Source organism: Streptomyces sp. NPDC048288, assembly GCF_043201555.1.
GTDB lineage: Bacteria > Actinomycetota > Actinomycetes > Streptomycetales > Streptomycetaceae > Streptomyces.
In genome coordinates this window covers 439523-465710 of the sequence record NZ_JBICZD010000008.1, presented here as the reverse complement: position 1 = coordinate 465710, position 26188 = coordinate 439523, and the positions used below count along the sequence as shown (strand labels likewise).

The 26188-nt window shown below is 72.3% G+C and carries 22 protein-coding genes; 5 read left to right on the top strand and 17 right to left on the bottom strand.

Annotation, left to right across the window (positions count from 1 at the left end):
* Positions 1 to 49 precede the first annotated feature (49 nt).
* From ACGFZS_RS29750 to ACGFZS_RS29730, 5 genes are all read right to left on the bottom strand, one after another.
* The gene (locus ACGFZS_RS29750) at positions 50 to 1501 is read right to left on the bottom strand and encodes an HAD-IA family hydrolase (RefSeq protein WP_393797677.1); all 1452 of its coding nucleotides are present in this window, start codon (positions 1499 to 1501) and stop codon (positions 50 to 52) included.
* A 130-nt stretch (positions 1502 to 1631) separates the two neighbouring features.
* Positions 1632 to 2708, bottom strand: coding sequence for an ABC transporter ATP-binding protein (locus ACGFZS_RS29745; RefSeq protein ID WP_393797676.1), 1077 nt, complete (start codon positions 2706 to 2708; stop codon positions 1632 to 1634).
* A gap of 3 nt (positions 2709 to 2711) precedes the next feature.
* Positions 2712 to 3530: an ABC transporter permease gene (locus tag ACGFZS_RS29740; protein ID WP_393797675.1), complete on the bottom strand. Its 819-nt coding sequence runs from the start codon at positions 3528 to 3530 to the stop codon at positions 2712 to 2714.
* Positions 3515 to 4414: an ABC transporter permease gene (locus ACGFZS_RS29735; RefSeq protein ID WP_393797674.1), complete on the bottom strand. Its 900-nt coding sequence runs from the start codon at positions 4412 to 4414 to the stop codon at positions 3515 to 3517. The genes ACGFZS_RS29740 and ACGFZS_RS29735 overlap by 16 nt, the downstream gene beginning before the upstream one ends.
* Entirely contained in the window at positions 4411 to 5571 is a 1161-nt protein-coding gene (locus tag ACGFZS_RS29730; RefSeq protein ID WP_393797673.1) for an ABC transporter substrate-binding protein, read from the bottom strand. Before ACGFZS_RS29730 ends, ACGFZS_RS29735 begins: the two co-directional genes overlap by 4 nt.
* A gap of 236 nt (positions 5572 to 5807) precedes the next feature.
* On the opposite strand from ACGFZS_RS29730, the gene ACGFZS_RS29725 reads away from it, so the two are divergent.
* Entirely contained in the window at positions 5808 to 6548 is a 741-nt protein-coding gene (locus tag ACGFZS_RS29725; RefSeq protein ID WP_393797672.1) for a GntR family transcriptional regulator, read from the top strand.
* Between the two features lie 123 nt (positions 6549 to 6671).
* On the opposite strand, the gene ACGFZS_RS29720 is transcribed toward ACGFZS_RS29725, so the two are convergent.
* The 5 genes from ACGFZS_RS29720 to ACGFZS_RS29700 all read right to left on the bottom strand — a co-directional run bounded on the left by ACGFZS_RS29720 (position 6672) and on the right by ACGFZS_RS29700 (position 11819).
* Positions 6672 to 7124, bottom strand: coding sequence for an Lrp/AsnC family transcriptional regulator (locus ACGFZS_RS29720; RefSeq protein ID WP_046726552.1), 453 nt, complete (start codon positions 7122 to 7124; stop codon positions 6672 to 6674).
* Positions 7125 to 7132: 8 nt separating this feature from the next.
* Positions 7133 to 8590 carry an amino acid permease gene (locus ACGFZS_RS29715; protein WP_393797671.1) on the bottom strand — a complete coding sequence of 486 codons (1458 nt, stop codon included), beginning with the start codon at positions 8588 to 8590 and terminating at the stop codon, positions 7133 to 7135.
* Positions 8591 to 8810: 220 nt separating this feature from the next.
* On the bottom strand, positions 8811 to 10253 hold the full coding sequence (locus ACGFZS_RS29710; protein WP_393797670.1) for a GuaB1 family IMP dehydrogenase-related protein: 1443 nt from the start codon (positions 10251 to 10253) through the stop codon (positions 8811 to 8813).
* A gap of 151 nt (positions 10254 to 10404) precedes the next feature.
* On the bottom strand, positions 10405 to 10722 hold the full coding sequence (locus ACGFZS_RS29705; protein ID WP_393797669.1) for a barstar family protein: 318 nt from the start codon (positions 10720 to 10722) through the stop codon (positions 10405 to 10407).
* 125 nt (positions 10723 to 10847) lie between these two features.
* Positions 10848 to 11819, bottom strand: coding sequence for a Dyp-type peroxidase (locus ACGFZS_RS29700; protein ID WP_393797668.1), 972 nt, complete (start codon positions 11817 to 11819; stop codon positions 10848 to 10850).
* Between the two features lie 252 nt (positions 11820 to 12071).
* On the opposite strand from ACGFZS_RS29700, the gene ACGFZS_RS29695 reads away from it, so the two are divergent.
* Positions 12072 to 13373, top strand: a complete 1302-nt coding sequence (locus tag ACGFZS_RS29695; RefSeq protein WP_393797667.1) for an MFS transporter — start codon at positions 12072 to 12074, stop codon at positions 13371 to 13373.
* 55 nt (positions 13374 to 13428) lie between these two features.
* Complete coding sequence (locus tag ACGFZS_RS29690; RefSeq protein WP_393797666.1) at positions 13429 to 14016, top strand: TetR/AcrR family transcriptional regulator; 588 nt, start codon at positions 13429 to 13431, stop codon at positions 14014 to 14016.
* A 66-nt stretch (positions 14017 to 14082) separates the two neighbouring features.
* Here ACGFZS_RS29690 and ACGFZS_RS29685 read toward each other — a convergent pair whose 3' ends face one another.
* The 4 genes from ACGFZS_RS29685 to fmt all read right to left on the bottom strand — a co-directional run bounded on the left by ACGFZS_RS29685 (position 14083) and on the right by fmt (position 18405).
* Positions 14083 to 15126, bottom strand: a complete 1044-nt coding sequence (locus tag ACGFZS_RS29685; RefSeq protein WP_393661830.1) for a sugar-binding transcriptional regulator — start codon at positions 15124 to 15126, stop codon at positions 14083 to 14085.
* Between the two features lie 78 nt (positions 15127 to 15204).
* A complete protein-coding gene (gene rpe / locus ACGFZS_RS29680; RefSeq protein WP_393797665.1) occupies positions 15205 to 15891 on the bottom strand; it encodes a ribulose-phosphate 3-epimerase in 687 nt (228 codons plus the stop codon).
* A gap of 80 nt (positions 15892 to 15971) precedes the next feature.
* Positions 15972 to 17390 (bottom strand): transcription antitermination factor NusB, encoded by a 1419-nt coding sequence (locus ACGFZS_RS29675; RefSeq protein ID WP_365685115.1) that lies wholly within the window; start codon positions 17388 to 17390, stop codon positions 15972 to 15974.
* 82 nt (positions 17391 to 17472) lie between these two features.
* Positions 17473 to 18405, bottom strand: a complete 933-nt coding sequence (gene fmt, locus ACGFZS_RS29670; protein WP_393537932.1) for a methionyl-tRNA formyltransferase — start codon at positions 18403 to 18405, stop codon at positions 17473 to 17475.
* 318 nt (positions 18406 to 18723) lie between these two features.
* On the opposite strand from fmt, the gene ACGFZS_RS29665 reads away from it, so the two are divergent.
* Positions 18724 to 19272, top strand: a complete 549-nt coding sequence (locus ACGFZS_RS29665) for a hypothetical protein (RefSeq protein ID WP_393797664.1) — start codon at positions 18724 to 18726, stop codon at positions 19270 to 19272.
* Positions 19273 to 19628: 356 nt separating this feature from the next.
* On the opposite strand, the gene ACGFZS_RS29660 is transcribed toward ACGFZS_RS29665, so the two are convergent.
* Positions 19629 to 21806, bottom strand: a complete 2178-nt coding sequence (locus ACGFZS_RS29660; RefSeq protein ID WP_393797663.1) for a primosomal protein N' — start codon at positions 21804 to 21806, stop codon at positions 19629 to 19631.
* 185 nt (positions 21807 to 21991) lie between these two features.
* On the opposite strand from ACGFZS_RS29660, the gene ACGFZS_RS29655 reads away from it, so the two are divergent.
* A complete protein-coding gene (locus ACGFZS_RS29655) occupies positions 21992 to 23377 on the top strand; it encodes an MFS transporter (RefSeq protein WP_393797662.1) in 1386 nt (461 codons plus the stop codon).
* Between the two features lie 83 nt (positions 23378 to 23460).
* Here the strand turns inward: ACGFZS_RS29655 and metK are convergent, their stop codons facing one another.
* Positions 23461 to 24669: a methionine adenosyltransferase gene (gene metK, locus ACGFZS_RS29650; protein WP_359220362.1), complete on the bottom strand. Its 1209-nt coding sequence runs from the start codon at positions 24667 to 24669 to the stop codon at positions 23461 to 23463.
* Positions 24670 to 24908: 239 nt separating this feature from the next.
* Complete coding sequence (gene coaBC / locus ACGFZS_RS29645) at positions 24909 to 26114, bottom strand: bifunctional phosphopantothenoylcysteine decarboxylase/phosphopantothenate--cysteine ligase CoaBC (protein ID WP_393797661.1); 1206 nt, start codon at positions 26112 to 26114, stop codon at positions 24909 to 24911.
* Positions 26115 to 26188: the final 74 nt, after the last annotated feature.

Below are 26188 nucleotides of genomic sequence, written 5' to 3'. Positions count from 1 at the left end.
CCCACCACGACCGCAATGGTTGCCCCAGGTAACCCCGAGTAACCCCGGGCTACGGCTCGACGGCGAACGTGGTGACGACGGCCGCGTGGTCGGAGGGCCAGTCGTTGTCCGCCACGTCGGGCCAGGGCGCCGGGTCTCCGCTCACCCAGGTCCGGGAGTCGACCACGCGCAGCCCCCTGTGCAGCACGTAGTCGATCCGGTCCTGCGGCTCCGTCCGCCCGCTGCCGTCCTCGTGCACGGGGTGGATCGGCGACCAGGTGTGCCCGGGCGCGGCGGCCGGGTCGGGGTGCGCCTCCCGGTAGGAATCGCGGAACCCGGCCTCCTCGGCGGCCCTGGTCACCGGCCACTCGACCGCCGCCCAGTCCAGATGGGACGGGCAGTTGAAGTCGCCCGTGAGGACCACGGGTACGCCGGTCGTCCCGATCCGGCGCAGGGTCTCCCGCATCTGTCCGAGCCGTACGTCCTCGTGGGCGGCCAGCTCGTCCGCGCCGAGCCCGTCGAAGTGGAACTCGTAGGGCCCGTACGGCGTGTAGTGCAGATGCGCCGTCCAGATCTCCACCTCGCGGCCCGGCCGGACGGCGATCCGCACCCCGGCGGCCCCGTAGAAACCGACGCCGGGGTCGCCGAGCCGGGCGGTGACCGGATACCGGCTGATGATCCCGAGGTTCTCCCCCGCCGTGTGGTGGTGCCAGCCGAGCGCCTCGGCGAGTTCCCGGGCGCTGGTCCCGGCGGTCTCCTGGAGGCCGACGACGTCCACGCCCGCGTCGAGGATCACCTTGACCTGCTTGGCGCGGTGGTCGTCGATCCGGCTGCCGCCGAGCCACAGGTTCCAGGACATGACCCGCAGTTCCGGTGCGACCATCCCGCTCAGCTCCTTCGGGGTGACCCCGACGAGGGTGTCCCGGACGGTCCGGCCGGGTGCGCCGCCTATCGGCGCGAGCGAGGGCACGGCGAGGACCGCGCAGCCGGCCGCCTCGGCGGAGGCGACCCCGGTCTCGGTGTCCTCGACGGCCACACAGGCCGCCGGGTCGACGCCGAGCGCGCGGCAGGCGGCGAGGTACGGGTCGGGGGCGGGCTTGGTGCGGCCGGTGTCGTCGGCGGTGACCGAGACGGCGAACCGGCCGGCGCCGAGGGCGTCGAGCACGAGGGCGGCGACCGCGCGTGGGGACGCGGTGACCAGGGCGGTGGGGACGCCGGCCGCGGCGAGCGCGTCCAGCAGGTCGAGGGCGCCGGGGCGGGGCACGATTCCGGTGCGGACGCGGTCCGCGAACTCCCGGTGCAGCTCGGCCGCGAGACCGGCGGCCGGCCGGTCCGTGGCGGCGGCGAGCCAGTCGGCGGTGTGCTCCACCGGGCGGCCCAGCACCTCCGGCTCGTCGGCCTCGGTGAGCGGCCGCCCGGCGACCTGTTCCACCGCCTCCCACCACAGCCGCTCGGTGTCGACGAGCGTTCCGTCCATGTCGAACAGGACGGCCTGGAGCGGGAGCCGGAGGTGGGGGGTCACGTTGTTGTCATTCCTCACTGCTGGGCTTCCGGACACTGCGTCGCCTGGGGGCACGGCTTCCGGACGCTTCGGGACTTCTGGACGCGTACTTCCGCACGCGTAACTTCTGCACGCGTTACTTCTGCACGCGTTACTTCTGGGCACGTTCCGCCACGAGCACCGGCCGCTCGGGCAGCGACACGCTCACGGCGGATCCGGCGCCCAGTTCGGCGGCCTCGTGGGCGGGCAGGTCGGCCTTGGCCTCGGTGCCGTCGGCGAGCCGTACGGTGACCCGGACGACCGCGCCCAGGAAGGCGGTGGCGACGACGGTGGCCGTACCGGACCCGTCCCCGCGCACCTGGACCGCCTCGGGCCGTACGAGCACGTCGACCTCGCTCGCGGCCGGCACCTCTCCGTCGACCGGCAGCCGCTGCCCGAGCACCTCGACCGAGCCGTCCTGGACCGTCCCCGGGATCCGGCTCATCGTGCCGACGAACTCGGCGACGAACGCGGTGGCCGGACGGCCGTACAACTCGGCGGGTTCCGCGCACTGTTCGAGCCGCCCGGCGCGCATCACGGCGACCCGGTCGGCGATGGACAGCGCCTCCTCCTGATCGTGCGTCACGAACAGGGTGGTGATGCCGAGTTCCTGCTGGAGCCGGCGGATCTCCTCGCGGAGCGAGAGCCGCACCTTGGCGTCGAGCGCCGACAGCGGCTCGTCGAGCAGCAGCACCCGGGGCCGCAGCGCCAGGGCACGGGCGAGCGCGATGCGCTGCTGCTGGCCGCCGGAGAGCTGGTGCGGGAACCGCTCCCCCTTGTCTCCGAGCCCGACCAGCTCCAGCAACTCGGCGGCCCGGGACCGGCGTTCGGCCGACCCCACCTTGCGCATGCGCAGTCCGAACGCCACGTTGTCGACGGCGTTCAGATGCGGGAAGAGGCTGTACGACTGGAAAACCATCCCGGCGTCCCGGCGGTGGGCCGGGACCCGGGTGACGTCCTCGCCGTCCACCAGCACGGCGCCGGAGTCGGGGTGTTCGAACCCGGCGAGCATGCGCAGGGCGGTGGTCTTGCCGCAGCCGGACGGGCCGAGCAGGGCCAGGAACTCCCCCGGCCGCACGGTCAGGTCGAGTCCGTCGAGGGCGACGGTGGCACCGAACTCCCGCCGCAGGCCGCGGAATTCGACGGTGGCTGCCTTGGTGGACGCCTTCTCAAGCGTGCTGACACTCATGGTTCATCCCCGGGAGGAAGCGGTTCGGTCACGGCCGCCGGCACCGGCGAGCGCGAGGAGGAGGGCCCAGGTCACCAGGAGACTGAGCACGGAGACGGCGACGGACATCTGGGCCTGCGAGCCGCCGACGTTGTAGATCCACACCGCGAAGGGCTGGTAGCCCAGCAGCCGGGCGACGGTGAACTCGCCGAGCACCAGGGCCAGGGTGAGGAAGGACGCGTTGAGCAGCGCGCCGCGCAGGTTGGGCAGGACGGCCCGGACGAGCGCCTGCGGCCAGGAGGCACCGCAGCTCCGCGCGGCCTCGACCAGGGTGCGCACGTCGATCGCGCGCAGCCCGGCGTCCAGCGCCCGGTAGACGAAGGGCAGCGCCATCACGACGTAGGCGAGGACCAGCACGACCGGGAAGGTCGGGTTCTGGACGGCGACGAACGTCTCGAACAGCGGGGTCCTGGACAGATGGTCCGGTCCCCACTTCAGCACGGTCACGATGCCGGCCACGAACGCGATCGGCGGCACCACCAGCGGCAGCGAGCAGACGATCTCGACGACCGGACGCAGCCTGGGCGCGCTGAGCCGCAGGGCGACCACGGCCGGCACCATCAGCAGCAGTACGACGGCGATGGTGGCGACGGCCAGCTCAAGGGAGAGCAGCAGGCTGGAGACGAATCCGTCGGCGGAGACGATCTGGGTGTAGGCGTCGAAGGTGATGCCCTGGCCGGGCACGTCCACCGTGAAGAGGACCGAGGCGCCCAGCGGGACGAGGAAGTAGAGGGCGGCCAGGCCGAGGACGGCCCAGCGCCAGGGGGTCAGGCGTCGAGCCATCGGGCGCTCCGTCGTTGCAGGGGCAGGTACACCGCCATCACCAGTCCCGCCACCAGCACCATGTCCAGGCTCAGGGCGAGGGCCACGTTCTCCTGGCCGACCAGGACGTTGCCGGAGAGGGCGTCGGCGATCTGCAAGGTGACCAGCGGGACCGCGCTGCCGACCATCGCGGCGGCGGTGGCGTAGGCGGCGAAGGCGCTGCCGAAGAGCAGCACGAACCCGCCGAGCAGCGAGGGCGCGAGGACCGGCAGGGCCACGAACCGCCAGTACTGCACGCCGGTCGCGCCGTTGTTCCGCGCGGCCTCCCGCCACTGCACCCGCAGGCCGTCCAGGGCCGGGGTGATGGTGAGGACCATCAGCGGGATCAGGAAGTACAGGTAGACGAGGACCAGACCCCAGAAGCTGTAGAGGTCCCAGCCGTGGTCCGCGAGGTGCAGATGCACGGTCAGCACACCGGCGTTGCCGAGGGTCGCGACGAACGCGAACGCCAGCGGCACACCGCCGAAGTTGGCGAGCACACCGGAGGCGGTGAGCACGGCCTCGCGCAGCGCCCGGGAGCGCGAGCTGACCACGGCCTGCGCCAGCGGCAGCCCGAGGACGGCAGCGATGACGGCGGAGAGCGCGGACAGCTTCACACTGCCGACGAGGGCGGTGAGGTACGGCCCCTGCAGCGAGTCGCTGAGATTGCTCGCGGTGTACGAACTCGCGCCGCTGGTCGGGTCCTTGACCGTGAAGGCGCCGTTCAGCATGGCCACGGCCGGCAGCCCGAAGGCGACGGCCGTGAAGGCGAGCAGCGGGACGACGGCGAGCCAGCCGGGGACACGGCGCCGCCGCTTCTGGGAAGCGGCGGACGCCGTGTCGGCCCGCGTGAGCGTGGTCGTCATCCGGAGACGGCCTTCGACCAACCGGACGAGAGGACCGTCTTGGCCTTGTCCTGCTGGGCCTCGGTCGGGAAGGACGGGGTGCCGGTGACCGCGGGGAGCTTGGCGGCGGCGGTCTTGTCGAGCGTGCCGGCCTTCTCCATCGAGGACATCAGGACCGGGCGGGCGTAGCCCTTGAGCCACAGGTTCTGGCCCTCGGCGCTGTACAGGTACTCCTGCCACAGGCGGGCGGCCGCCGGGTGCGGGGCGTCCTTGTTGATGGCCTGGGAGTAGTACTGGGCGTACTGGCCGTCGCTCGGGATCGACACCTTCCAGTCCACGCCCTTGGACTTGAACTCGTCGGCGTAACCGGCGTTGAGGTAGTCCCAGTCGATGGAGATGGGCGTCTCGCCCTTCTCGACGGTGGCCGGGGTGGACTCGACGGGCGTGTAGTTGCCGTTCTTCTTCAGCTCGGCGAAGAAGTCCAGGCCGGGCTGGATGTCGTCGAAGGAGCCCTTGTTGGCGAGCGCCGCCGCGTACACGCCGCCGAAGGCCGAGCCGGACTTGGTCGGGTTGCCGTTGAGGGCGACCTGTCCCTTGTACTGCGGCTTCAGCAGGTCGGCGAAGGTCGTCGGGCAGGTCTTCACCCGCTTCGCGTCGCAGCCGATGGAGATGTAGCCGCCGTAGTCGTTGTACCACTGGGCCTTCGGGTCCTTCTGACCCTCGGCGATGTCGTCGTAGGAGGTGACCTTGTACGGCGCGAGCAGCCCCTGCTGGGCGGCGCTGAGCGCGAACGAGGAACCGAGGTCCAGGACGTCCGGCGCCCGGTCCTGGCCCTTGCGCGAGGTCACGGCGTTGATCTCGTCCTGGCTGGAGCCGTCGGGGCTCTCGTCCTCGATCTTGATGCCGTACTTCGCCTTGAAGCCGTCGATGATGGCACCGTAGTTCGCCCAGTCGCGGGGCACGGCGATGATGTGCAGCGTGCCCTCCTTCTTGGCGGCGGCGATCAGCTTGTCCATCCCGCCGAGGTCGGCGGCGGAGGTGGCGGTGGCGGCGCTCTTGCCACCGGACGTGGTGGACGACGCGTTGTCGGGAGCGGCGCCGCAGGCGCTCAGGGCGAGCGCGGCAACGGTGGCGAGGGAACCGCCGAGGAGGGCGGTTCTCGGCAGGGACACGGTCACGGTCTCTCCAGGGAGTACGCACGAGGGTGGGTGGCGCTTGGGGTGGCGCCGAGCGAACTTGTCTGAACAAGTTGGCCCTAGTACGCCCGCCGTGGGTTTCCCCTTCATGAACGGCGACGAAACTCCAGCCCCTGATTCCCTGCACAATCCAGGCCGGGTATGGGCTGACACGAATCACCTGGGAACGTCGATTAGGCTGGTCACGCTGTGCACAGTCGCCGACTCAGAGGGGAAGTATGACGGCGCGACACGAGGAGATCGCCGACGAGCTGCGGCAGGCCATCGACCGCGAGGAGTACACCGTCGGCAGTCGACTGCCCTCGGAGACGGAGCTCGCCGCGCAGTACGGCGTGTCCCGCGGCACGGTCCGCCAGGCCGTCGCCGCGCTCACCGCCGAGGGGTTGATCGGCTCCCGCCAGGGCGCCCGCCGGGTGGTGCTGGCCAGCCGCCGCAGCCAGAGCTTCGCGGAGCTGCGCAGTTTCGCGCAGTGGGCGAAGGCGATGGGCCGCGAGGCGACGGGCCACGTGGTGGCCCAGGAGTACCGGCCCGCCGCGCAGGAGGACGCCGTCCGCCTCCAACTGGTCGCCGGCACGCCGGTGCTGCATGTCCTCCGGGTCCGCGGCCTGGACGGCGAGCCGGTGTTGCTGGAGCGCACGGTGTACGCGGACTGGATCTCCCCGGCGGTCGAGTCGATAGAGCCCGAGTGCCCCTCGGTGACCCAACGCCTTTACGAGGACAAGGGGTTGGTCTTCGCCTACGGCGAGCACGTCATCGACGCGGTGGCCGCGGGCGCGCAGGACGCCGAGCTGCTGCGGGTACGCCGGACGAGTCCGCTGCTGCGGGTGCGCCGGGTGACGACGACGCGCGAGGGCCGCCCGGTGGAGTGGTCGGACGACCGGTACCGGTCCGACGCGGTCAGCTTCAGCGTGCACAACTCCATCGGCAGCAACGCGCTGTCGCGGAAGACCGCGGAGTAGGGGGTGGGGGTGGGCTCAAGCGGGACCGGCTGAGCCGCTTTTAGGGGCGCGGGGAACTGCGCGGCCAGCCCCCACGCACCCGCACCCGGCACCGGACCGGCACCCCCGCCCCCTACCCCGTTCTCACCCCGGCGCCCCCGAAGAGAACCGGCGCAGCAACGGCGACAGCACCAGTACCGACTTGGTCCGTTCCACGAACGGCTCGCCGGCGATCCGCTCCAGCACCCGCTCGAAGTGACGCATGTCGGACGCGAAGACCTGCACGACCGCGTCGGCCTCGCCGGTGACCGTCGACGCGGCCACCACCTCCTGGTACCGCTCCAGCCCCCGCTGGATCGTCTCCGGAGAGGTGTTGCGCCGGCAGTAGATCTCGACGAACCCCTCCGTCTCCCAGCCGAGGGCCGCCGGATCGACCCGCACGGTGAAACCCGTGATCGCTCCGGTGGCGCGGAGCCGGTCCACGCGCCGTTTGACGGCAGGCGCGGACAGGCCGACCAGTTGCCCGATGTCCGCGTAGGAGCGGCGGGCGTCCTCGGCGAGGGCGTGCACGATGCGTTCGTCGAGATCGTTCAGCAAGGGGTCGTTCAGCTCTCAGGTGTTGCAAGACGGGACCGGCGATAGCCGTATACGAAGTAGAACACGAGCCCGGCCGCCATCCAGACACCGAAGACGACCCAGGTGACGGCCGAGAGGCTGCCCATCATCCAGACGCAGAAACCGAGGCCCAGCGCGGGCAGCAGCGGGGACAGCGGGACGCGGAAGGTGCGGGGCATCTCGGGGCGGGTCCGGCGCAGCACGACCACCGCGATGTTCACCAGGCCGAAGGCGAACAGGGTGCCGATGCTGGTGGCGTCCGCCAGCTGGCCCAGCGGGATCGCGGCGGCCAGCACCCCGCAGAACACGGAGACGATCACGGTGTTGGCCCGCGGCGCGCCCGTCTTCGGGTGGATGCGGGCGAACACCTTCGGCACGAGCCCGTCCCGGGACATCGCGAAGAGGATGCGGGTCTGGCCGTAGAGCACGGTCAGTACGACGCTGGCGATGGCGACGACCGCGCAAGCGGCCAGCAGCGTCCCCCAGAAGCTCTGGCCGGTCACGTCCCGCATGATCTGGGCGAGGGTGGCCTCGGAGCCGGCGAACGTGCGCCACGGCCGCGCGCCGACGGCGACTGCCGCGACGAGGACGTACAGCGCGGTCACGATGACCAGCGACAGCATGATGGCCCGGGGCAGGTCGCGCTGCGCGTCCTTCGCCTCCTCGCCGGCCGTGGAGGCGGCGTCGAAGCCGATGTACGAGAAGAAGAGCGTCGCCCCGGCCGCGCTGACCCCGGCCATGCCCAGCGGCATGAAGTGGGCGTAGTTGCCGGACCTGAAGCCCATGAAGCCGATGGCGCAGAACAGCACCAGCGCGGCGATCTTCACGCACACCATGACCGTGTTGGCGCGCGCCGACTCCTTGGCCCCGCCGAGCAGGAACACCATCGCGAGCAGGACGACGATCAGCGCGGGCAGGTTGAAGACGCCGCCGTCGCCGGGCGGGGCCGACAGGGCCTGCGGGATGGTGACGCCGATCGTGCCGTCGAGCAGCTCGTTGAGGTACTCGCCCCAGCCGACGGCGACCGCGGCCACCGAGACGCCGTACTCCAGGAGCAGGCACCAGCCGCAGACCCAGGCGACCAGCTCGCCCATGGTCGCGTACGCGTACGAGTACGAGGAGCCGGCGACCGGGATGGTGCCGGCCAGCTCGGCGTAGGAGAACGCGGAGAAGAGCGCGGTCAGCCCGGCGATCACGAAGGAGAGCGTGACGGCCGGGCCGGCCTTGGGGACGGCCTCGCCGAGCACCACGAAGATGCCGGTGCCGAGGGTGGCCCCGATGCTGATCATGGTCAGCTGCCAGAGCCCGAGCGAACGCCGAAGCGATCCGCCCTCGCCCTGTCCGCCCTCCGCGACCAGCCGTTCCACCGGTTTCCGGCGCATGAGCCGGGCGCCGAGGGACGGGGGGACGTCGGTTCGTGGGGGTGCGCCTTGGCCTTGGTCGAGCACGCGCGGCTCCTTCGTCGCTGCGGGTGAGGGCGGCCGGAACCGGCGGCGCCCCTCCCGCAGGGCCCCACCGAGCGGGGTCCCGGCCACGCCACGTACAGCGCACGACCCTATGAGCCGACACTTCACGGACGTAATGCAGCAACCTTGCCCATATACGCAAGATCGTTGCGTCCACGGCGGCGACGCGAACTTTCATTGCACGGCGCCCCCGGCGGAGCCTTTAGCTCCAGCTGGCGTGCAGCGGCTTGCCCTCGGCGTAGCCGGCCGCGCTCTGGATGCCGACGATCGCCTTGTCGGCGAACTCCTCCAGGGATCCGGCGCCCGCGTAGGTGCACGACGACCGCACGCCCGCGATGATCGAGTCGATCAGGTCCTCCACCCCCGGCCGGGCCGGGTCGAGGTACATCCGGGAGGTCGAGATGCCCTCCTCGAACAGCGCCTTGCGGGCCCGGTCGTAGGCCGACTCCTCGGACGTGCGGTTGCGCACCGCACGCGCGGAGGCCATGCCGAAGGACTCCTTGTACAGCTGCCCGTCGGCGTCCTGCTGGAGGTCGCCCGGCGATTCGTAGGTCCCCGCGAACCAGGATCCGATCATCACGTTGGACGCGCCGGCGGCGAGCGCCATCGCCACGTCGCGCGGGTGGCGGACACCGCCGTCGGCCCATACGTGCTTGCCGTACTTCCTCGCCTCGGCCGCGCACTCCAGGACCGCCGAGAACTGCGGGCGGCCGACGCCGGTCATCATGCGGGTGGTGCACATGGCGCCGGGGCCCACGCCGACCTTGATGATGTCCGCGCCCGCGTCGACGAGGTCCTTGACGCCCTCGGCGGAGACGATGTTGCCGGCCACGATCGGGACTCGCGGGTCGAGGTCGCGGACCAGCTTGATCGCGTTGATCATCGATTCCTGGTGGCCGTGCGCGGTGTCGATGACGAGCGTGTCGACGCCCGCGTCGAGGAGCTGCTTGGCCTTGTCCACGAAGTCGCCGTTGATGCCGACGGCGGCGGCGATGCGCAGCCGGCCGTCGGCGTCGGTCGCCGGGGTGTACAGGGTGGCGCGCAAGGCGCCCTTGCGGGTGAGGATGCCGGCGAGCTTGCCGTCGCGGTCCACGGCCGGGGCGTAGCGGCGGTTGGCCCCGTCGAGCTTGTTGAACGCCTCGCGCGGGTCGATGTCCGCGTCGATCAGCAGCAGGTCACGGGACATGACCTCGGCGAGCTGGGTGAAGCGGTCGACACCGGAGAGGTCGCGGTCGGTGACGACACCGACCGGGCGGCCGTCCTCGTCGACGACGACACCGGCGTTGTGCGCGCGCTTGGGCAGCAGGGCCAGCGCGTCGGCGACGGTCTGGTGCGGGGCGAGCACGATGGGGGTGTCCAGCACCAGGTGGCGGCTCTTCACCCAGGTGATGACGTCGGTGACCACGTCGATCGGGATGTCCTGCGGGATCACGACGAGCCCGCCGCGCCGGGCCATCGTCTCGGCCATCCGCCGGCCCGCGATCGCGGTCATGTTGGCGACGACCAGCGGGATGGTGGTGCCCGTGCCGTCCGGCGAGCTGAGGTCCACCCCCTGACGCGAGCCGACCGCGGAGCGGCTCGGCACCATGAAGACGTCGTCGTACGTCAGGTCGTACGGGGGCTGGAGGTCATTGAGGAAACGCACGTGCCGCACATCCCAGTCGATCAGAGGTGACCCCCGGACCGGCCGGCCAAGGGGAAGAGCACGTACTTCATTGTCCCATGGGGGCCGGTATGTGATGCCCGGGACGAACGTCCAGGCAGGTCAGCGGCGCTTGGGAGGAACGTCCAAGACGTCAGCCGAGAGCCAGGGCGACCGTCAGGGCCGGTTCCCCCGCGACCGCCTGGCCGAAGACGTCCTGGGCGACCTTCCACTCGTCGGGCCGGGTCCGCGCGTACTCCTGCCAGCCGGTGACGACGACCAGCAGCCCGTGGTCCACGGCCTGCGGCGGCCAGACCGAGGGGTCGCGGAGGCTGTCGGCGAGGGCGTCCCAGTTGCGGCCGAACCAGTCGGGCAGGCTCAGCGCGGCGACGGCCCGGTCCATCAGGGCCGCCTTGTCGGCGACCCCGGCGAGATCGAGCGTGACCAGGTGGGGACTCGGATGCGACGTCATCTCAGTACCGTCCGGGGGGAGTTGGGGGGGGATCGGTGGGACCGGTGGGACCGGTGGGACCCGGTGTAGTAGATCCCACCGGCGGGCCGGGTGACAACGCGGCGATCACCCGCGCGGACACCCCGTCACCCGTTCCCGGCGGCCTCGGCGGCCTTGGGCGCCGGGGGGAGGTCGTCGAGGAAGTCCCCGGACGGCACGTAGAAGAGCGTGCCGGTGACCGCCGTGGAGAAGTCGAGGATCCGGTCGTGGGTGGCGTCCTGGGTGCCGAGGAACATGTTGCGCAGCATCTGCTCGATGACGTCCGGCGTACGGGCGTACCCGATGAAGTAGGTGCCGAACTCTCCGTGGCCGGGGCTGCCGAACGGCATGTTGTCGCGCAGGATCTGCTGTTCCTCGCCGTCCGGTCCGGTGATCGTGTTCAGGTCCACATGGGAGGCCGGCTCCTCCAGTTCGATGTTGGTGAGCTTGGTACGGCCGATGATCCGCTCCTGCGTCTCGACCGGCAGCGCGTTCCAGCCGTCCAGGTCGTGCAGGTACTTCTGGACGATCACATAGCTGCCGCCGGCGTGCGCGGGGTCCTCCTGGCCGATCAGGACGGCCCGGCGGGCGGCGGCGCCGACCGGGTTCTCGGTGCCGTCGACGAAGCCCAGCAGGTCGCGGGCGTCGAGGTACCGGAAGCCCTGCACCTCGTCCTCGACGGTCACCGCGTCGCGCAGCCGGTGCATGATCTCGGTGGCGAGCCCGAAACACAGGTCGAACCGGGTGGCCCGGATGTGGAGGAGGAGGTCGCCGGAGGTGGCGACCGCGCTGTGCCGGGGTCCCTCCAGGGGCCGGAACGGGTGCAGCCCCGCGGGGCGCGGATGGTCGAACAGCCGGTCCCAGGCGTCGGAGCCGATGCCCGCGACACAGCTCAGCGCGGCGTCCGGCGCGCCGAACCCGAAGCTGCGCTGCAGCGCGCTCAGATCGCCCAGCACCTCCCGCGCGGTCTCCTCGCCGCCGGGACGTACGCCGACCACCAGGAAGATCGCGGCGGTCGTCAACGGCCTGAGCACGGACTGTGGTTCCGCTCCGGGCCCGGGCTGGGATCCAGTGGTCAACGCGTCCTCCCGATCGGTTCGGCGCTCGGCCTGTCGTCGTACCCATACTCGGGGCCGACGGCGTCCAGTCGAACACAACACGGGAGACGGCGCCGGGGTGCTCGGAAATTTTTCCCGCCGACGGAATAGACAGACCTGTCTATGGGGTTGACCAGGGCGAGCAGACAGACAGACCGGTCTACTCACTGAGGACCGGCCGGTACGGGCCTCAGCACCGACGCTCTTCGGCCCCGTCCCCGCGAAGGATCTCCGATGAACCACCTCGCACCGCACGAGCGAACCGCGCGCACCAAGGCGTCGCACAAGCCGATCCCGCCCCGCGCGGCGTTCTATGTGCTCGCCTCCGTCGTCGTCTCCTTCCTCGCCGCCTCCAGCGCGCCCACCCCGCTGTACGCGACCTACCAGGCCGAGTGGGGCTTCACCCCGATCACCACCACCCTGGTCTTCGGCGTCTACGCGATCGCCGTCCTGTCCGGCCTGCTGGTCCTCGGCAAGCTCTCCGACCACGTCGGCCGCCGACCCGTCCTGATCGCCGCGATCGCCGCACAGGCCGCCGCGATGCTGGTGTTCGCCACCGCCGGGGGCGTCGGCGAACTGCTCGTCGCCCGCGTGGTGCAGGGCCTGTCCACGGGTGCCGCCCTCGGCGCGGTGGGCGCCGCGATGATGGACGTCAACCGCTCCCGAGGCACGCTGGCGAACGCCTTCGCCCCCGGTCTCGGCACCGCGACGGGCGCCCTGGTCAGCGGTTTCGTCGTGCAGTACCTGCCCGCTCCGACCCACACGATCTACCTCGCCCTGCTGGGCGTGTTCGTGGCCCAGGCGATCGCCCTCGTCCTGATCGACGAGACCGTCACCAAGGCGCCGGGAGCCCTGGCCAGCCTGGTGCCCGAGATCAGGCTCCCGCGCTCGGTCCGTGGTGCCGTCCTCGCCGCCTCGCCCGTCATCTTCGCCGTCTGGGCGCTCGCCGGGTTCTACGGCTCCCTCGGCCCCGCCCTGGTCCGCACCCTGGTCGGCTCCACCTCCGCCGTCTACGGCGGCCTCGGCCTCTTCGTCCTCGCGTTCGTCGCCGCCGGCTCCGTGCTCGCCCTGCGCAGGGCCGCCGCGACGACCGTGATGTACACCGGCATCGGCGCGCTGGTCGCCGGGGTCGCCCTCACCCTGGTGTCGGTCGCGCAGAGCGCACCGGCGCTGTTCTTCGTCGGCACGGCCGTCGCCGGCTTCGGCTTCGGCAGCGGCTTCCAGGGCGGCATCCGTACCGTGCTGCCGCTGGCCGAGCCGCATGAGAGCTCCGGTGTGCTGTCCCTGCTGTTCGTCGTCGCCTACCTCGGCATGGGCGTCCCCTCCGTGGCCGCCGGCGCGCTGGTGGTGCACGGCGGCGGGCTGCTGCCGACCTCCGAGGAGTACGGCGCGGTGGTCATCGCCCTGGCCCTGCTGGCCCTCGCCGCCCTGCTGGTGCGCGGCCGGCCGCAGAGCGCGCCCGGGGTGCTGGTGGCCTCCGGCGGCTCGCAGCCCGTCGCGGCCGGCCGGGCCGAGCACGCGGACGCGGTCCGCTGACTGAGTAGACCGGTCTGGTCAGCCGTAGACTGAGGAAGTCGAGAAGGTGAGTGGCATGACGAAGACGGTGAGTGCCAAGGCCCCCACGGCCCGGGAGCGGCTGCTCTCGGCGGCAAACGAGCTGTTCTACGCGGAGGGCGTGCAGACGGTCGGGATCGACCGGATCATCGAGCACGCCGGGGTCGCCAAGGCCTCGCTGTACAACACCTTCGGCGGCAAGGAACAGCTCATCCGCGCCTACCTCGACTCCCGGCACGCCCGGCTGACCGAGCGGCTGCTGCGCCGGGTCGACGCGGCCGGGACCCCGCGGGAGCGACTCCTCGCGGTCTTCGACGCGCAGGCCGAGCTGTTCACCCAGCAGAACTACCACGGGTGCGCCTTCGTGGCGGCCAGCGCCGAGGCCAAGCCCGGCAGCGCCGTCGAAGAGGCCTCCGACGCCAACCGCACCTGGGTCCGCGCCCTGCTCACCGACCTCGCCCGGGAGGCCGGCGCCCGTGATCCCGAGACCCTGGGCCGCCAGCTCCACCTGCTGTACGACGGGGGCGGCGTCTCCGCCCGCATGGACCGCGACCCGTCGGCGGGCGCGGTCGCCCGGGAGGCGGCCGGCGCCCTGATCGACGCGGCCCTGGCGGACCCCCGCTGAGAGTCCGGAGGCGGGCGCCGCGGCAGCGTTGTCACCGGTGCCGCCGCGGCGCCGCGCCGTCCCGCGTCAGGAACCGTCCGGGTCGGAGCGGTTCAGCGTCGACTTGGGCGTCGAACCCACCGTCATCAGATAGTCGGCCGCCGAGGTGTCGGTGACGAGGCTGGTGACCAGCCCCGACCGCAGCACCGCGTCGATCGCGGCCGCCTTGCGCTGCCCGCCCGCGATCGCGACGACCTCGGGGATCCGGCGCAACTGGTCGGCCTTGACCGTGATGCAACGTTCCCCCAGGTCCCGCCCGACCCGGCGGCCCTCGGCGTCGAAGAGATGCGCGGCCATCTCGGCGGCGACACCGAGCGTGGCGTAGTGCGCCCGCTCCTCGTCGCTGAGCATGTCGTGCACCGTCGAGATGCCGGGCTCCCAGGAGCCGATGGAGACACAGGCGACCGTGACCTTGTCGAAGTACTCGAAGGCCCGGGCGATGCCGGTCTGGCTGCGCAGCGCGGCCGCGGTGGCCGCGTCCGGCAGCAGCATCGGCGCGTAGATGGGGTGCGCGTCCCCGCCCGACACCTGGGCGGCGCGCCGGACGGCCTCGACCGACCCGCGCTCGGAGGTCCCGGCGTCGTACACGCCCGTCAGCTGCACCACCGTGCACGGCGGCAGCCGGTCGAGCGCCGCCGCCATGTGGATCGTGGACCGGCCCCAGGCCAGACCGAGCACATCCCCCTCGTTGACCAGCTCGCCGAGCAGGTCCGCGGCGACCTCGCCGAGGTTCTCGGGGTCCGGGGTCTCCTCCGCCTCGGCCGGGGACTCGACCACGACGGCGTGCCGCAGGCCGTAGCGGGCGCGGAGCGCGTCCGAGCGCTCGGCGTCCAGTTCGGCCGGCACACGGATCTCGATGCGTACGAGATCCCTTTCGAGGGCAGTCTCCAGTACCCGGGCCACTTTGAAGCGGCTGACGCCGAACTCCTCAGCGATCTGGATCTTGGACTTGCCCTCGAGGTAGAAGCGGCGGGCCATGGCCGCCGCCTGCACCAGCTCAGCGGGTCCCATCCGCATGGCTGACCGGCCCGCCGACATACCCGACACGGCCATCTCCTCACTGCTGTTCACACTCTGGATACGCCGTTCATCCTTGCAGATCCGGCGCACTTGATCAGCCCTGATCGGAGCCGTTCACGTTCCCGTACCTCAGTGGTCGCACGCCCACGACGCCTGGGCGGTGGCCGACTCCGCCTGGGTGCGTAGTGCACGTACCGCCTCTGCCGGGTCGTTTGCCCCGTACACCGCCGATCCAGCCACGAAAACATCGGCCCCGGCCTCCGCGCACCGCTCGATCGTCGACGCCGAGACCCCGCCGTCGACCTGCAGCCACAGCTCCAGTCCGTGCTTGCTGATCAGTTCCCGGGTGCGGCGGATCTTCGGCAGCATGATGTCGAGGAACGCCTGACCGCCGAAACCGGGCTCCACGGTCATGATGAGCAGCATGTCCAGCTCGGGGAGCAGGTCCTCGTACGGCTCGATGGGCGTCGCGGGCTTCAGCGCCATGGAGGCGCGGGCGCCCTTCGCCCGGATCTCGCGGGCGAGCCGCACCGGGGCGGCCGCCGCCTCCACATGGAAGGTGACGGAGGAAGCCCCCGCTTCGACGTACTCGGGTGCCCACCGGTCGGGGGCCTCGATCATCAGGTGGCAGTCCAGCGGGATGTCCGTAGCACGGGCCAGGGATTCTACGACCGGCACGCCGAGCGTGAGGTTCGGGACGAAGTGGTTGTCCATGACGTCGACGTGGAGCCAGTCGGCGCCTTCGACCGCCTTCGCCTCGTCCGCGAGGCGGGCGAAGTCGGCGGACAGGATGCTGGGGTTGATCTGCGCGGCCATGCCCCAAGCGTGCCATGCCCTGGCGGGGTGGGCCGAGTGGGGTTCGGGGGTGGGGGGCTCACTCGGCTGCGCCCCCGCCCTCAGCCAGTCCTCCGGATCAAGGCCAGGTACATCGCATCCGTGCCGTGCAGGTGCGGCCACAGCTGGACGTCCGGGCCCTCGCCCAGGTCCGGTACCCCGGGGAGCAGCGGACGGGCGTCCAGGAGCTCCGTGTCCGGACGCTGCTTCAGCACGTCCTGCACCACCGCCCGCGTCTCCGCCAGGTGCGGGGAGCAGGTCGCGTACCCGACCACTCCGCCGACCCGCACCGAGTCGATCGCGGTGCGCAGCAGGGCACGCTGGAGCGGGCCGAAGTTGTCGAGGTCCTCGGGGCGGCGGCGCCAGCGTGCCTCCGGGCGGCGGCGGAGCGCGCCCAGCCCCGTGCAGGGGACGTCCATCAGGACCCGGTCGAAGGTGCCGGGCAGCCACGGCGGCCGGGTGCCGTCGGCGGCGATGACCTGGTAGGGCCCGGGGTTGCCGTGCAGTGCCTTCTCGACGAGCCCGGCCCGGTGCGGCTGCTTCTCGGAGGCGAGCAGCGCGGCCCCGCGCTCCGCGGCGAGCGCGGCGAGCAGCGCCGCCTTGCCGCCGGGTCCGGCGCACCCGTCGAGCCACTTCGCGTCCGGCCCCTCGACCGGCGCGTTGGCGAGCGCGAGGGCGACCAGCTGGCTGCCCTCGTCCTGCACACCGGCCCGGCCCTCCTGCACGGCGGTGATGGCACCGGGCTCGCCGCCCTCGGTGAGCCGCACCGCGTACGGCGACCAGCGCCCCGCGACGGCCGCCTCCTCGCCGAGCAGTTCCTCGGCGGTGGCCCGCCCCGGCCGGGCGACCAGGGTCACCTCGGGCCGCTCGTTGTCGGCGGCCAGCAGTTCCTCGATCCCCGCGCGTCCGCCGCCCAGCGAATCCCAGAGCGCGGAGACGACCCAGCGCGGATGCGAGTGCACGACGGCGAGATGGTCCTCGGGGTCCTGGTCGTAGGACGGCGCGACCTTGGCGAGCCAGCCGTCGAGGTCGTCCTGTGCGACCTTGCGCAGCACGGCGTTGACGAACTTGGCCCGCCCGTCCCCCAGCACCACGCGGGCCAGTTCGACGGAGGCGGACACGGCGGCGTGGCTCGGGATCCGGGTCCCGAGCAGCTGGTGGGCGCCCAGGCTGAGCACGTCGAGGACCGGCGGGTCGACCTCGCGCAACGGCCGGTCGACACAGGCGGCGATGATCGCGTCGTAGGTGCCCTGCCGGCGCAGCGTCCCGTACACCAGCTCGGTCGCGAGCGCGGCGTCCCGCCCGTCGAAGTCGCCCTTCTCCCGCGCCTTGCGCAACAGGGGCGGCAGCACGAGGTTGGCGTACGCGTCCCGCTCGTCCACGGCGCGCAGCGCCTCGAAGGCGAGGATGCGGACGGGGTCCTTCTGGGGACGACGGTAGGGCTTGGCGGGCCTGCGCGGCCGCCGGGACTGCTCGCTCACGAAAAAGGTGCTCCGGGTACGGGAATGAGGCGACTCCCAGCGTACGCCGCGCACACCGGAAAGCCGCTGCTGAGAAGGGGGCTCAGGCGCCGAGGGTCTCGCCGGTGCCGATGCGCGCGCCGCGCGCCCAGTCGGCGGCCCGCATCGGCTTCTTGCCCTGGGCCTGCACCCAGAGCAGTTCCACGGCGTACGACCCTGTCCCCACGTGCACGCTGTTCTTGCCGACGGCGATCTCGGCCGGCGCGAGCTCGGTCCGCTCGGGCACCGGGGTGACCTGGATCAGCTTGAGCCGCTCACCGCGGAAGACGGTCCAGGCGCCGGGGGCGGGGGTGCAGCCGCGCACGACCCGGTCCACGCGCAGCGCGGGCGCCGACCACTCCACCTTCGCGTCCTCGACGTTGATCTTCGGCGCGAGGGTGATGCCCTCCGCCGGCTGCGGTACGGCCTTGAGCGTGCCGTCCTCGATCCCGTCCATGGTCGCGGCGAGCAGCCCGGCCCCGGCGAAGGCGAGCCGGGTCAGCAGGTCGCCGCTGGTGTCGGTGGGCCGGACCTGCTCGGTGACGGTCCCGTAGACGGGCCCGGAGTCCAGCCCCTCCTCGATGAGGAAGGTGGAGGCGCCGGTGATCTCGTCCCCGGCCATGACGGAGTGCTGGACGGGCGCCGCCCCGCGCCAGGCGGGAAGCAGCGAGAAGTGCAGATTGACCCACCCGTGGGCCGGCACGTCGAGCGCGACCCGCGGCAGCAGCGCGCCGTAGGCGACCACCGGGCAGCAGTCCGGCCCGATCTCCGCCAGCCGCGCCAGGAACTCCGGATCACGCGGCTTGAGCGGCCTCAGCACCTCGATCCCGGCCTCCGCCGCCCGCTCGGCCACGGGAGAAGCGATCAGCCTGCGCCCCCGCCCGGCCGGCGCGTCGGGCCGCGTGACCACGGCGGCCACCTCGTGCCGCCCGGAGGCGATGAGAGCGTCCAGAGCGGGAACGGCGACTTCGGGAGTACCGGCGAAGACAAGCTTCATGGGCGGCTGAGAGCCTCTCGGACGGGGTCACTTACGGGCAACGCACAAGTCTATGCCGCCCCACCGGAGCAACCCCACAGCCCACAACCCACCACCCGCAAGGCGCCGACGGCACCCCCGCCCCCGACCGCGGACGGGCGGTGCGCGGGTGGGAGAGGAAACGGTGGTGCACAGCGAGCCGCACGGCGTACGCATATGCCCATACGCCCCCACACCGTGACCAGCGGAGCGTCCACGCGTTGGTCAAGACAGAGTTGACCACAACGGGCCGCATACGCGCGGCCCATTCCTTTCACCGCCGGTTCGAGAGGCTTGTTCATGGCCGACCACGCAACCCACGACGCCCAGGCCCGGGCCAGCCTGCACTTGTTGGTGCGGGACATCGAGCGGGTCCGCCGCCAGGTGGACGCACTGCGCACGCTCACCGCCCAGTTGGGCAACGTCTACCGCCCGCGCCGCTCCGGCCCGTCCACGGGCTTCGTCGTCTACGGACGCGCCCCCGCCCCGACGGTCCGTCTCGCCCAGGAACTCCGGGACAGTGTCGAAACCCTGGTCACGGCCGCCGTGGACTTCGACCGCTCACTCGGCTTCTCATGGGACGCGGTGGGCTCCGCGCTCGGGGTCACCAAGCAGGCGGTGCACCGCCGTTACGGCGCCCGTCGCACCACGGCCCAGACGACCGCGACCGCCGAGGCCGAACGGCCGACGGAGCCGTCGGGCACCCGCACCCTCAACATGGGCGGCGGTCTGCCCACCGTGCCGACGGTCCCGGCCGCCCGCTCCATGCCGACCCAGCCCACCGCGGGCAGCCCCACCCTCCGCGACGAGGCACGGCCGACCGCCTTCCCCGGCCCGCGCAACGGCTGACGTACGCAACGGCTGACGTACGCAACAGCTGACGTACCCAACGGCCGACGCACACAACAGCTGACGTCCGCGGCCAACAGCCGACGTCCGCGGCAGCTGTCGTACGCAACCACCGAGGTACCCCACGGCCGACGTACACCCGCCGCTGACGTCCGCAGCGGCCCATGTACGCGACCGACCACAGGCATGCGCGACCACCGACACACGCGACGGCCCGCCATCACCACGGCCCGCCCCACGCGACGGCTCGACCACGCCACGGCTGACCTCGAGGGCTGACCCGCCCGCCCCTGCCCTCCCGGCAAGCACCCGGGAGGGCAGCCGTACGTCCCGACCACCGTCCGCTCAGCCGACCCTCACCCGATGTCGGGCGGATCGATCCGCACCCGCACCGCGTCCCCCGCCCCTCCCCCACTCGCGTTCCCGCTCCCGCTCCCCCGGGCCATCCGCGCGGCCTGCGCCGCCTTCAGCGCCCCCGCCAACGCGGCACCGCTCCCCGGCGGCACCCGTACCAGCGCCCGCTCCCAGTGCTCCCCGGGCGGCGGCGCCCCCACCCGCCGGGGCGCACCGGCCCGCACCACGGGCAGCGGCACCGGCCCCAGCACCTCGGCGTCCGACGGCAGTTGCGCCGCACCGAGGAACTCCGCGACCGCCGCCGCCGTCCCCGACACCGCCGCCATCCGCGACACCGGCGGAAACCCCAGCTCGGCCCGCTCGGCCAGCTCCCGCACCGCATGCCCGACCGGGTCCCACCGCACCAGCGCCTGCACGGGCCGCAGCGTCGGCTCCGCCACGACGACCACGGTCCCCCCGTCCCCCTGCGGCCGCACCAGCGCCCCCGCCGCGATCCACCGCCGCAGCGCGTCCTCGCCGGCCCGCAGATCCGGCCGTCCCAGCATGGCCCAGCCGTCCAGCAGCAGGGCGGCCGCGTAGCCGCCCTCGGCGACCGGCTCGGCGCCCGGTGTGCTCACCACCAGCGCGGGCGTCCCCGGCACAGTGTCCAGCACATGCTCCCGCCCGGAGGTCCGTACGGGAACGGCGGGAAAGGCCCGCCCCAGCTCCTCGGCGGTCCGCCGGGCCCCGACCACCTGGGCCCGCAGCCGGAAGCCACCGCACGCCGGACAGTGCCAGTCGCTCTCCTCGCGCCCGCACCACCCGCAGCACAGCGCTCCCGCGTCCCGCGCCTCCAGCGGTCCGGCGCAGTGCCGGCAGCGCGCGGGCTCCCGGCACTGCGCGCAGGCCATGCGGGGCACATAGCCGCGCCGGGGCACCTGCACCAGCACGGGACCGTGCCGCAGCCCGTCCCGCACGGCCTGCCAGGCGAGCGTGGGCAACCGCGCGGCCCGCGCGGCCTCGTCCCGCGCGAGGTCGCCGTCCCCCACGGTCCGCACCAGCGGCGCGGCACGGCGCACCTGGTCCCGCCCGGCCGCCAGGGGACGGGCCCAGCCGTTCGCGACGAGCTGCGCGGCCTCCACCGTGCAGCTCCAGCCCCCCAGCAGAAAGGCGCACTTGTCCAGGGCCGCCCGCAGCAGCAGCACGTCCCGCGCGTGCGGCTGCGGTGCGTGCGGCTCGCTGTGGCTGTCGTCCCCGTCGTCCCAGAGGGCGACCAGGCCGAGGTCCCGCACCGGCGCGAACATGGCCGCCCGGGTCCCCACCACCGCCCGTACCGCGCCCCGGCTGACGGCGAGCCACTGCGCGTACCGCTTCTCGGGCCCGGCGTCGGCGGTGAGCACCGCGTGCCGTCCCCCGCCGAGGACCTCGGTCAGCGCGGCGTCGACCCGCGCGGCGGCCCGTCCGTCCGGTACGACGACGAGCGCGCCGCGCCCCGAGGCGAGCGTGGCGGCGACGGTCCGGGCGAGCTCGGCGCTCCACTCCGGTCCGGGCAGGGCGGTCCACACCGCGCGCGGCGCGCCCCCGGAGGCGAGGGACTCGACGAAGGCCGGCCCGTGCTCGTACCGCGTCCAGGTACCGGCGTCGGGCGCCGGCGGGGGTGGCAGCGGTTCGGGGGACGGGCGCTTCTCGGCCCGCGCGCTGCGCGGCGGCACCGCCAGCTGCAGCACGTCGGCGAGGCTTCCCGCGTACCGGTCGGCGACGGCCCGCGCGAGCCGCAGCAGTTCCTCGCTCAGCACCGGCTCGGGCGAGACGACCTGGGCCAGCGCGGCCAGCGGTCCCGAGTAGTCGGACTCGGCGAGCCGTTCCACCAGGAACCCGTCGATGAGCCCCCCGCCCTCCCGGCGCCCGTCCCGCACCCGGTGCCGCCCGGCCCCGAACCGCACCCGCACCCGCACCCCCGGCTGCGCCTCGGCGTCCAGCTCGGCGGGGACGGCGTAGTCGAAGTACCGGTCGAGATGGAGCACGCCCTTGTCGACGAGCACCCGCGCGACCGGCAGCCGCTCGGCCAGCGCGGCCCCCCGCCAGGTCCGCGGCTTGGCCCGCGGCACCTTGGCCTCCCGCACGCTCTCCCGGATGAGCGCGAGCTGCTCCGGCGGCACCCCTGCGGCGCCTCCGCTCTCCTGCCCGTTCTCGCTGCTCACGCTTGCATTCTTACCAAACGCCACTGACAACGGCCGTACCGCGAGGCGCCGTTCCGCCCCCGCCAGCCCCTGCGTTCACATTCATGTCCACAGGTTCAACCCATTGACCCGGAAGATCGGCTTCCCTAATCTGCCCATCTACGTGACTGCAATTCATGTACATGCACAAAGAGCGGGAGACAACGATGTCAGACGCGGCTGTGGCGGCCGGGCCCCAGGTGACGGCCGAGCAACGGGCGACCGGGAAGTTCCTCCGCCGGATGATGCCGATCCTCGTGCTGATGTTGCTGGTCAACAACCTGGACCGGACGAACGTCGGCTTCATCCAGGACGAGCTGCGCGCGGACGTCGGCGTCAGTGCGACGGCCTACGGGCTCGGGGCCGGGCTGTTCTTCATCGGGTACGCGCTGTTCGAGGTGCCCAGCAACATGCTCCTGGAGCGCTTCGGCGCCCGGGTCTGGCTGACCCGGATCATGATCACCTGGGGTCTGGTGATCGTGGCGATGTGCTTCATCCACAACGTCACCACGTTCTACGTGCTGCGCTTCCTGCTCGGTGTCGCCGAGGCGGGCTTCTTCCCCGGCGCGATGCTCTACATCACGCAGTGGCTGCCCGACTCCAGCCGGGGCCGGGCCACCGCGCTCTTCCTGGGTGGTTCGGCCGCCGCCGGCATCGTCACCGGACCGGTCACCGGCGCCCTGCTCGAACTGCACGGCGCGGGCGGTGTCGCCGGCTGGCGGTGGATGTTCGGCATCGAGGGCACCCTCTCGGTCGTCGTCGGCGTCATCGCCGGGTTCTTCCTGGTCTCCCGGATCGAGGACGCGCGCTGGCTGTCCGCCGAGGAGAAGGGGGCCCTGCGGGCGTCCGTGGCCAGGGACGAGGCGCGGCGGGAGCGGGCGCCGCGCGTCTCGCGGCTGCGGCTGATGTTCCATCCGCAGGTCGCGCTGCTGACCGGGGCGTTCTTCGCGATGACCCTCACCGGGTACGCGATCACCTTCTGGCTGCCCAGCCTCATCGAGGAGATCAAGGGACTGTCGCCCTTCGAGGTCGGCCTGCTCTCGGCCATACCGGCGATCGCCTCCATGATCGCGATGTACTCGATGAGCCACTTCACCGACCGCGCGCCCGACCGGCGCCCGTACCTGGCGGTGACCCTGCTGCTGTCGGCCGTCGGCACCTACCTGGCCACGCTGGGCTCGCCCTGGTTCGGACTCGCCGCGATCACCCTCGCCGGGGTCGGCTCCAAGTGCGCGGCGACGCTGTTCTGGCCGATGGCCCAGACCGGCCTGGATCTGCGGATCGCCGCACCCGGGCTGGCGCTCGTCAACTCCATCGGCAACCTCGGCGGCTTCGTCTCCCCGTTCCTGTTCGGGTACCTCAAGGACACGACCGGCAGCACCAACGGCGGCCTCTACACCCTTTCCGCCGCCTCCCTGCTGGCGATCCTCGCGGCCCGCCACCTCCGGGGGACCCGCACCGCCGACGCCCCGGTGTCCGCGACACCCGCCGCGGACACCACGGACACCACCGACGCCACGGACACCGCGAGCGAGCAGCCGCGCGTGTCCTAGAAGTCGCGGGAACGACGTCGGCTCCCGTCCCCACCGAGCGGTGGGGACGGGAGCCGATGTCAGATGTGCCGGGTGCCGGTGGCTCAGAGGCCGACGGCGTTGCGCAGGGCCTCGACGCGGTCCGTGCGCTCCCAGGTGAACTCGGGAAGCTCACGGCCGAAGTGGCCGTACGCGGCGGTCTGGGCGTAGATCGGGCGGAGCAGGTCGAGGTCGCGGATGATCGCGGCCGGACGCAGGTCGAAGACCTCGTCGATGGCCTTCTCGATCTTCTCGGCGTCGACCTTGGCGGTGCCGAAGGTCTCGACGAAGAGGCCCACGGGCTCGGCCTTGCCGATCGCGTACGCGACCTGGACCTCGCAGCGGGACGCCAGACCGGCGGCGACCACGTTCTTGGCGACCCAGCGCATGGCGTAGGCGGCGGAACGGTCGACCTTGGACGGGTCCTTGCCGGAGAAGGCACCGCCACCGTGGCGGGCCATACCGCCGTAGGTGTCGATGATGATCTTGCGGCCGGTCAGGCCGGCGTCGCCCATCGGGCCGCCGATCTCGAAGCGGCCGGTCGGGTTGACCAGCAGGCGGTAGCCCTCGGTGTCGAGCTTGATGCCCTCGTCCAGCAGGGCCTTCAGCTCCGGCTCCACGACGAACTCGCGGATGTCGGGGGCGAGCAGCGACTCCAGGTCGATGTCGGAGGCGTGCTGGCTGGAGACGACGACCGTGTCGAGGCGGACGGCCTTGTCGCCGTCGTACTCGATGGTGACCTGCGTCTTGCCGTCGGGGCGCAGGTAGGGGATGGTGCCGTTCTTGCGGACCTCGGAGAGGCGCTTGGAGAGGCGGTGCGCCAGGAAGATCGGGAGCGGCATCAGGGTGGGCGTCTCGTCGGTGGCGTAGCCGAACATCAGGCCCTGGTCGCCGGCGCCCTGCTTGTCGAGCTCGTCCTCGTCGCCCTCGACGCGGTTCTCGTAGGCCGTGTCCACGCCCTGCGCGATGTCGGGGGACTGCGCGCCGATCGACACCGAGACGCCGCAGGAGGCGCCGTCGAAGCCCTTCTTCGACGAGTCGTAGCCGATCTCGAGGATCTTGTTGCGGACCAGCGTCGCGATGTCCGCGTACGTCTTGGTCGTGACCTCGCCGGCCACGTGCACCAGGCCGGTGGTGATCAGCGTCTCGACGGCGACCCGGGAGGTCGGGTCCTCGCGCAGAAGCGCGTCGAGAATGGTGTCGCTGATCTGGTCAGCGATCTTGTCGGGGTGACCCTCGGTCACGGACTCCGAGGTGAACAGGCGACGGGACACAACGCTCCCTGGGGTTGCAGCGGCTGCTGGCTGATCATTGGCGGACGACACGGGGGCTGCACCCGGGCACCGTCCGAGAACAGTTTATCGGTCGCACTCTGCCGACGGCCCACCTGTCTCGACACTCGGAAGTGCTGTGACCTGCGGCACGCGCATTCTGCCCAATGGCCGGCGGCCTTGACCAGAGCCACCACACCGGAATGTGCCGTCCGGGAAAGTTGACATATGGCTGAAATAAGTTAACCCAAACGGGCCGCGACCAGATCCCACACGATGTCGGCGAGAGCCTCCTTGGGCCCGTGCGGCACCGGCGTCTCGCTGCCGTCGGCACCGAGCACCAGGGCCTCGTTCTCCTCGGAGCCGAAGGTCTTCCGCTCCCCCACCTCGTTCACCACGAGCAGGTCGCAGCCCTTGCGTGCCAGCTTGGTCCGGCCGTTGGCGAGCACGTCGTCGGTCTCGGCGGCGAAGCCGACGATCACCTGTCCGGTCCGCGCCCGGTCGGCCGAGATCTCCGCGAGGATGTCCGGATTCCGCACCAGGACGATCGGCTCGGGTTCCTGCCCGTCCTTCTTCTTGATCTTCCCGGCCGCGTAGACCGCGGGGCGGAAGTCGGCGACAGCGGCGGCCATCACCACGGCGTCGGCGTCGGCGGCCGCCTTCAGCACCGCCTCGCGCAGCTGGACGGCGGTGCCGACCGGGACGACGTCCACCCCGGCCGGGTCGGGCAGCCCTGTGGTGTTCGCCGCGACCAGCGTCACCCGGGCGCCCCGCGCGGCGGCCGTGCGCGCGAGGGCGTAGCCCTGCTTGCCGGAGGAGCGGTTGCCCAGGAAGCGGACGGGGTCGAGGGGCTCGCGGGTGCCGCCGGCGGAGACGACGACATGGCGGCCCGCCAGGTCGGGCTCCCGCACGCCCCGCGCGAGGACACGGCGGCAGACCTCGAAGATCTCCGCCGGGTCGGGCAGCCGGCCCTTGCCGGTGTCGACGCCGGTGAGGCGGCCGACCGCCGGCTCGATCACGACGGCGCCACGGCGGCGCAGCGTGGCCACGTTCTCCTGGGTGGCCGGGTGCTCCCACATCTCGGTGTGCATCGCGGGGGCGAAGACGACCGGACAGCGGGCGGTGAGGAGGGTGTTGGTGAGCAGGTCGTCGGCGAGGCCGTGGGCCGCCCTGGCGAGCGTGTCGGCGGTGGCGGGGGCGACGACGACCAGGTCGGCGTGCTGGCCGATGCGGACGTGCGGGACCTCCTCGACGTGGTCCCAGACCTCGGTGGAGACGGGGTTGCCGGAGAGCGCGGACCAGGTGGCGGCGCCGACGAAGTGCAGCGCGGAGGCGGTGGGCACCACCCGGACGTCGTGCCCCGACTCGGTGAACCTTCGCAGCAGCTCACAGGCCTTGTAGGCGGCGATCCCGCCACTGACCCCCAGCACGACCTTCGGCTTGCTCACCGGGCCTCCCCTCGTCGAATCCACGAACTCACGACTCCATGACACACCACAGGCCCGGCAGTCGTGCGCCGGGC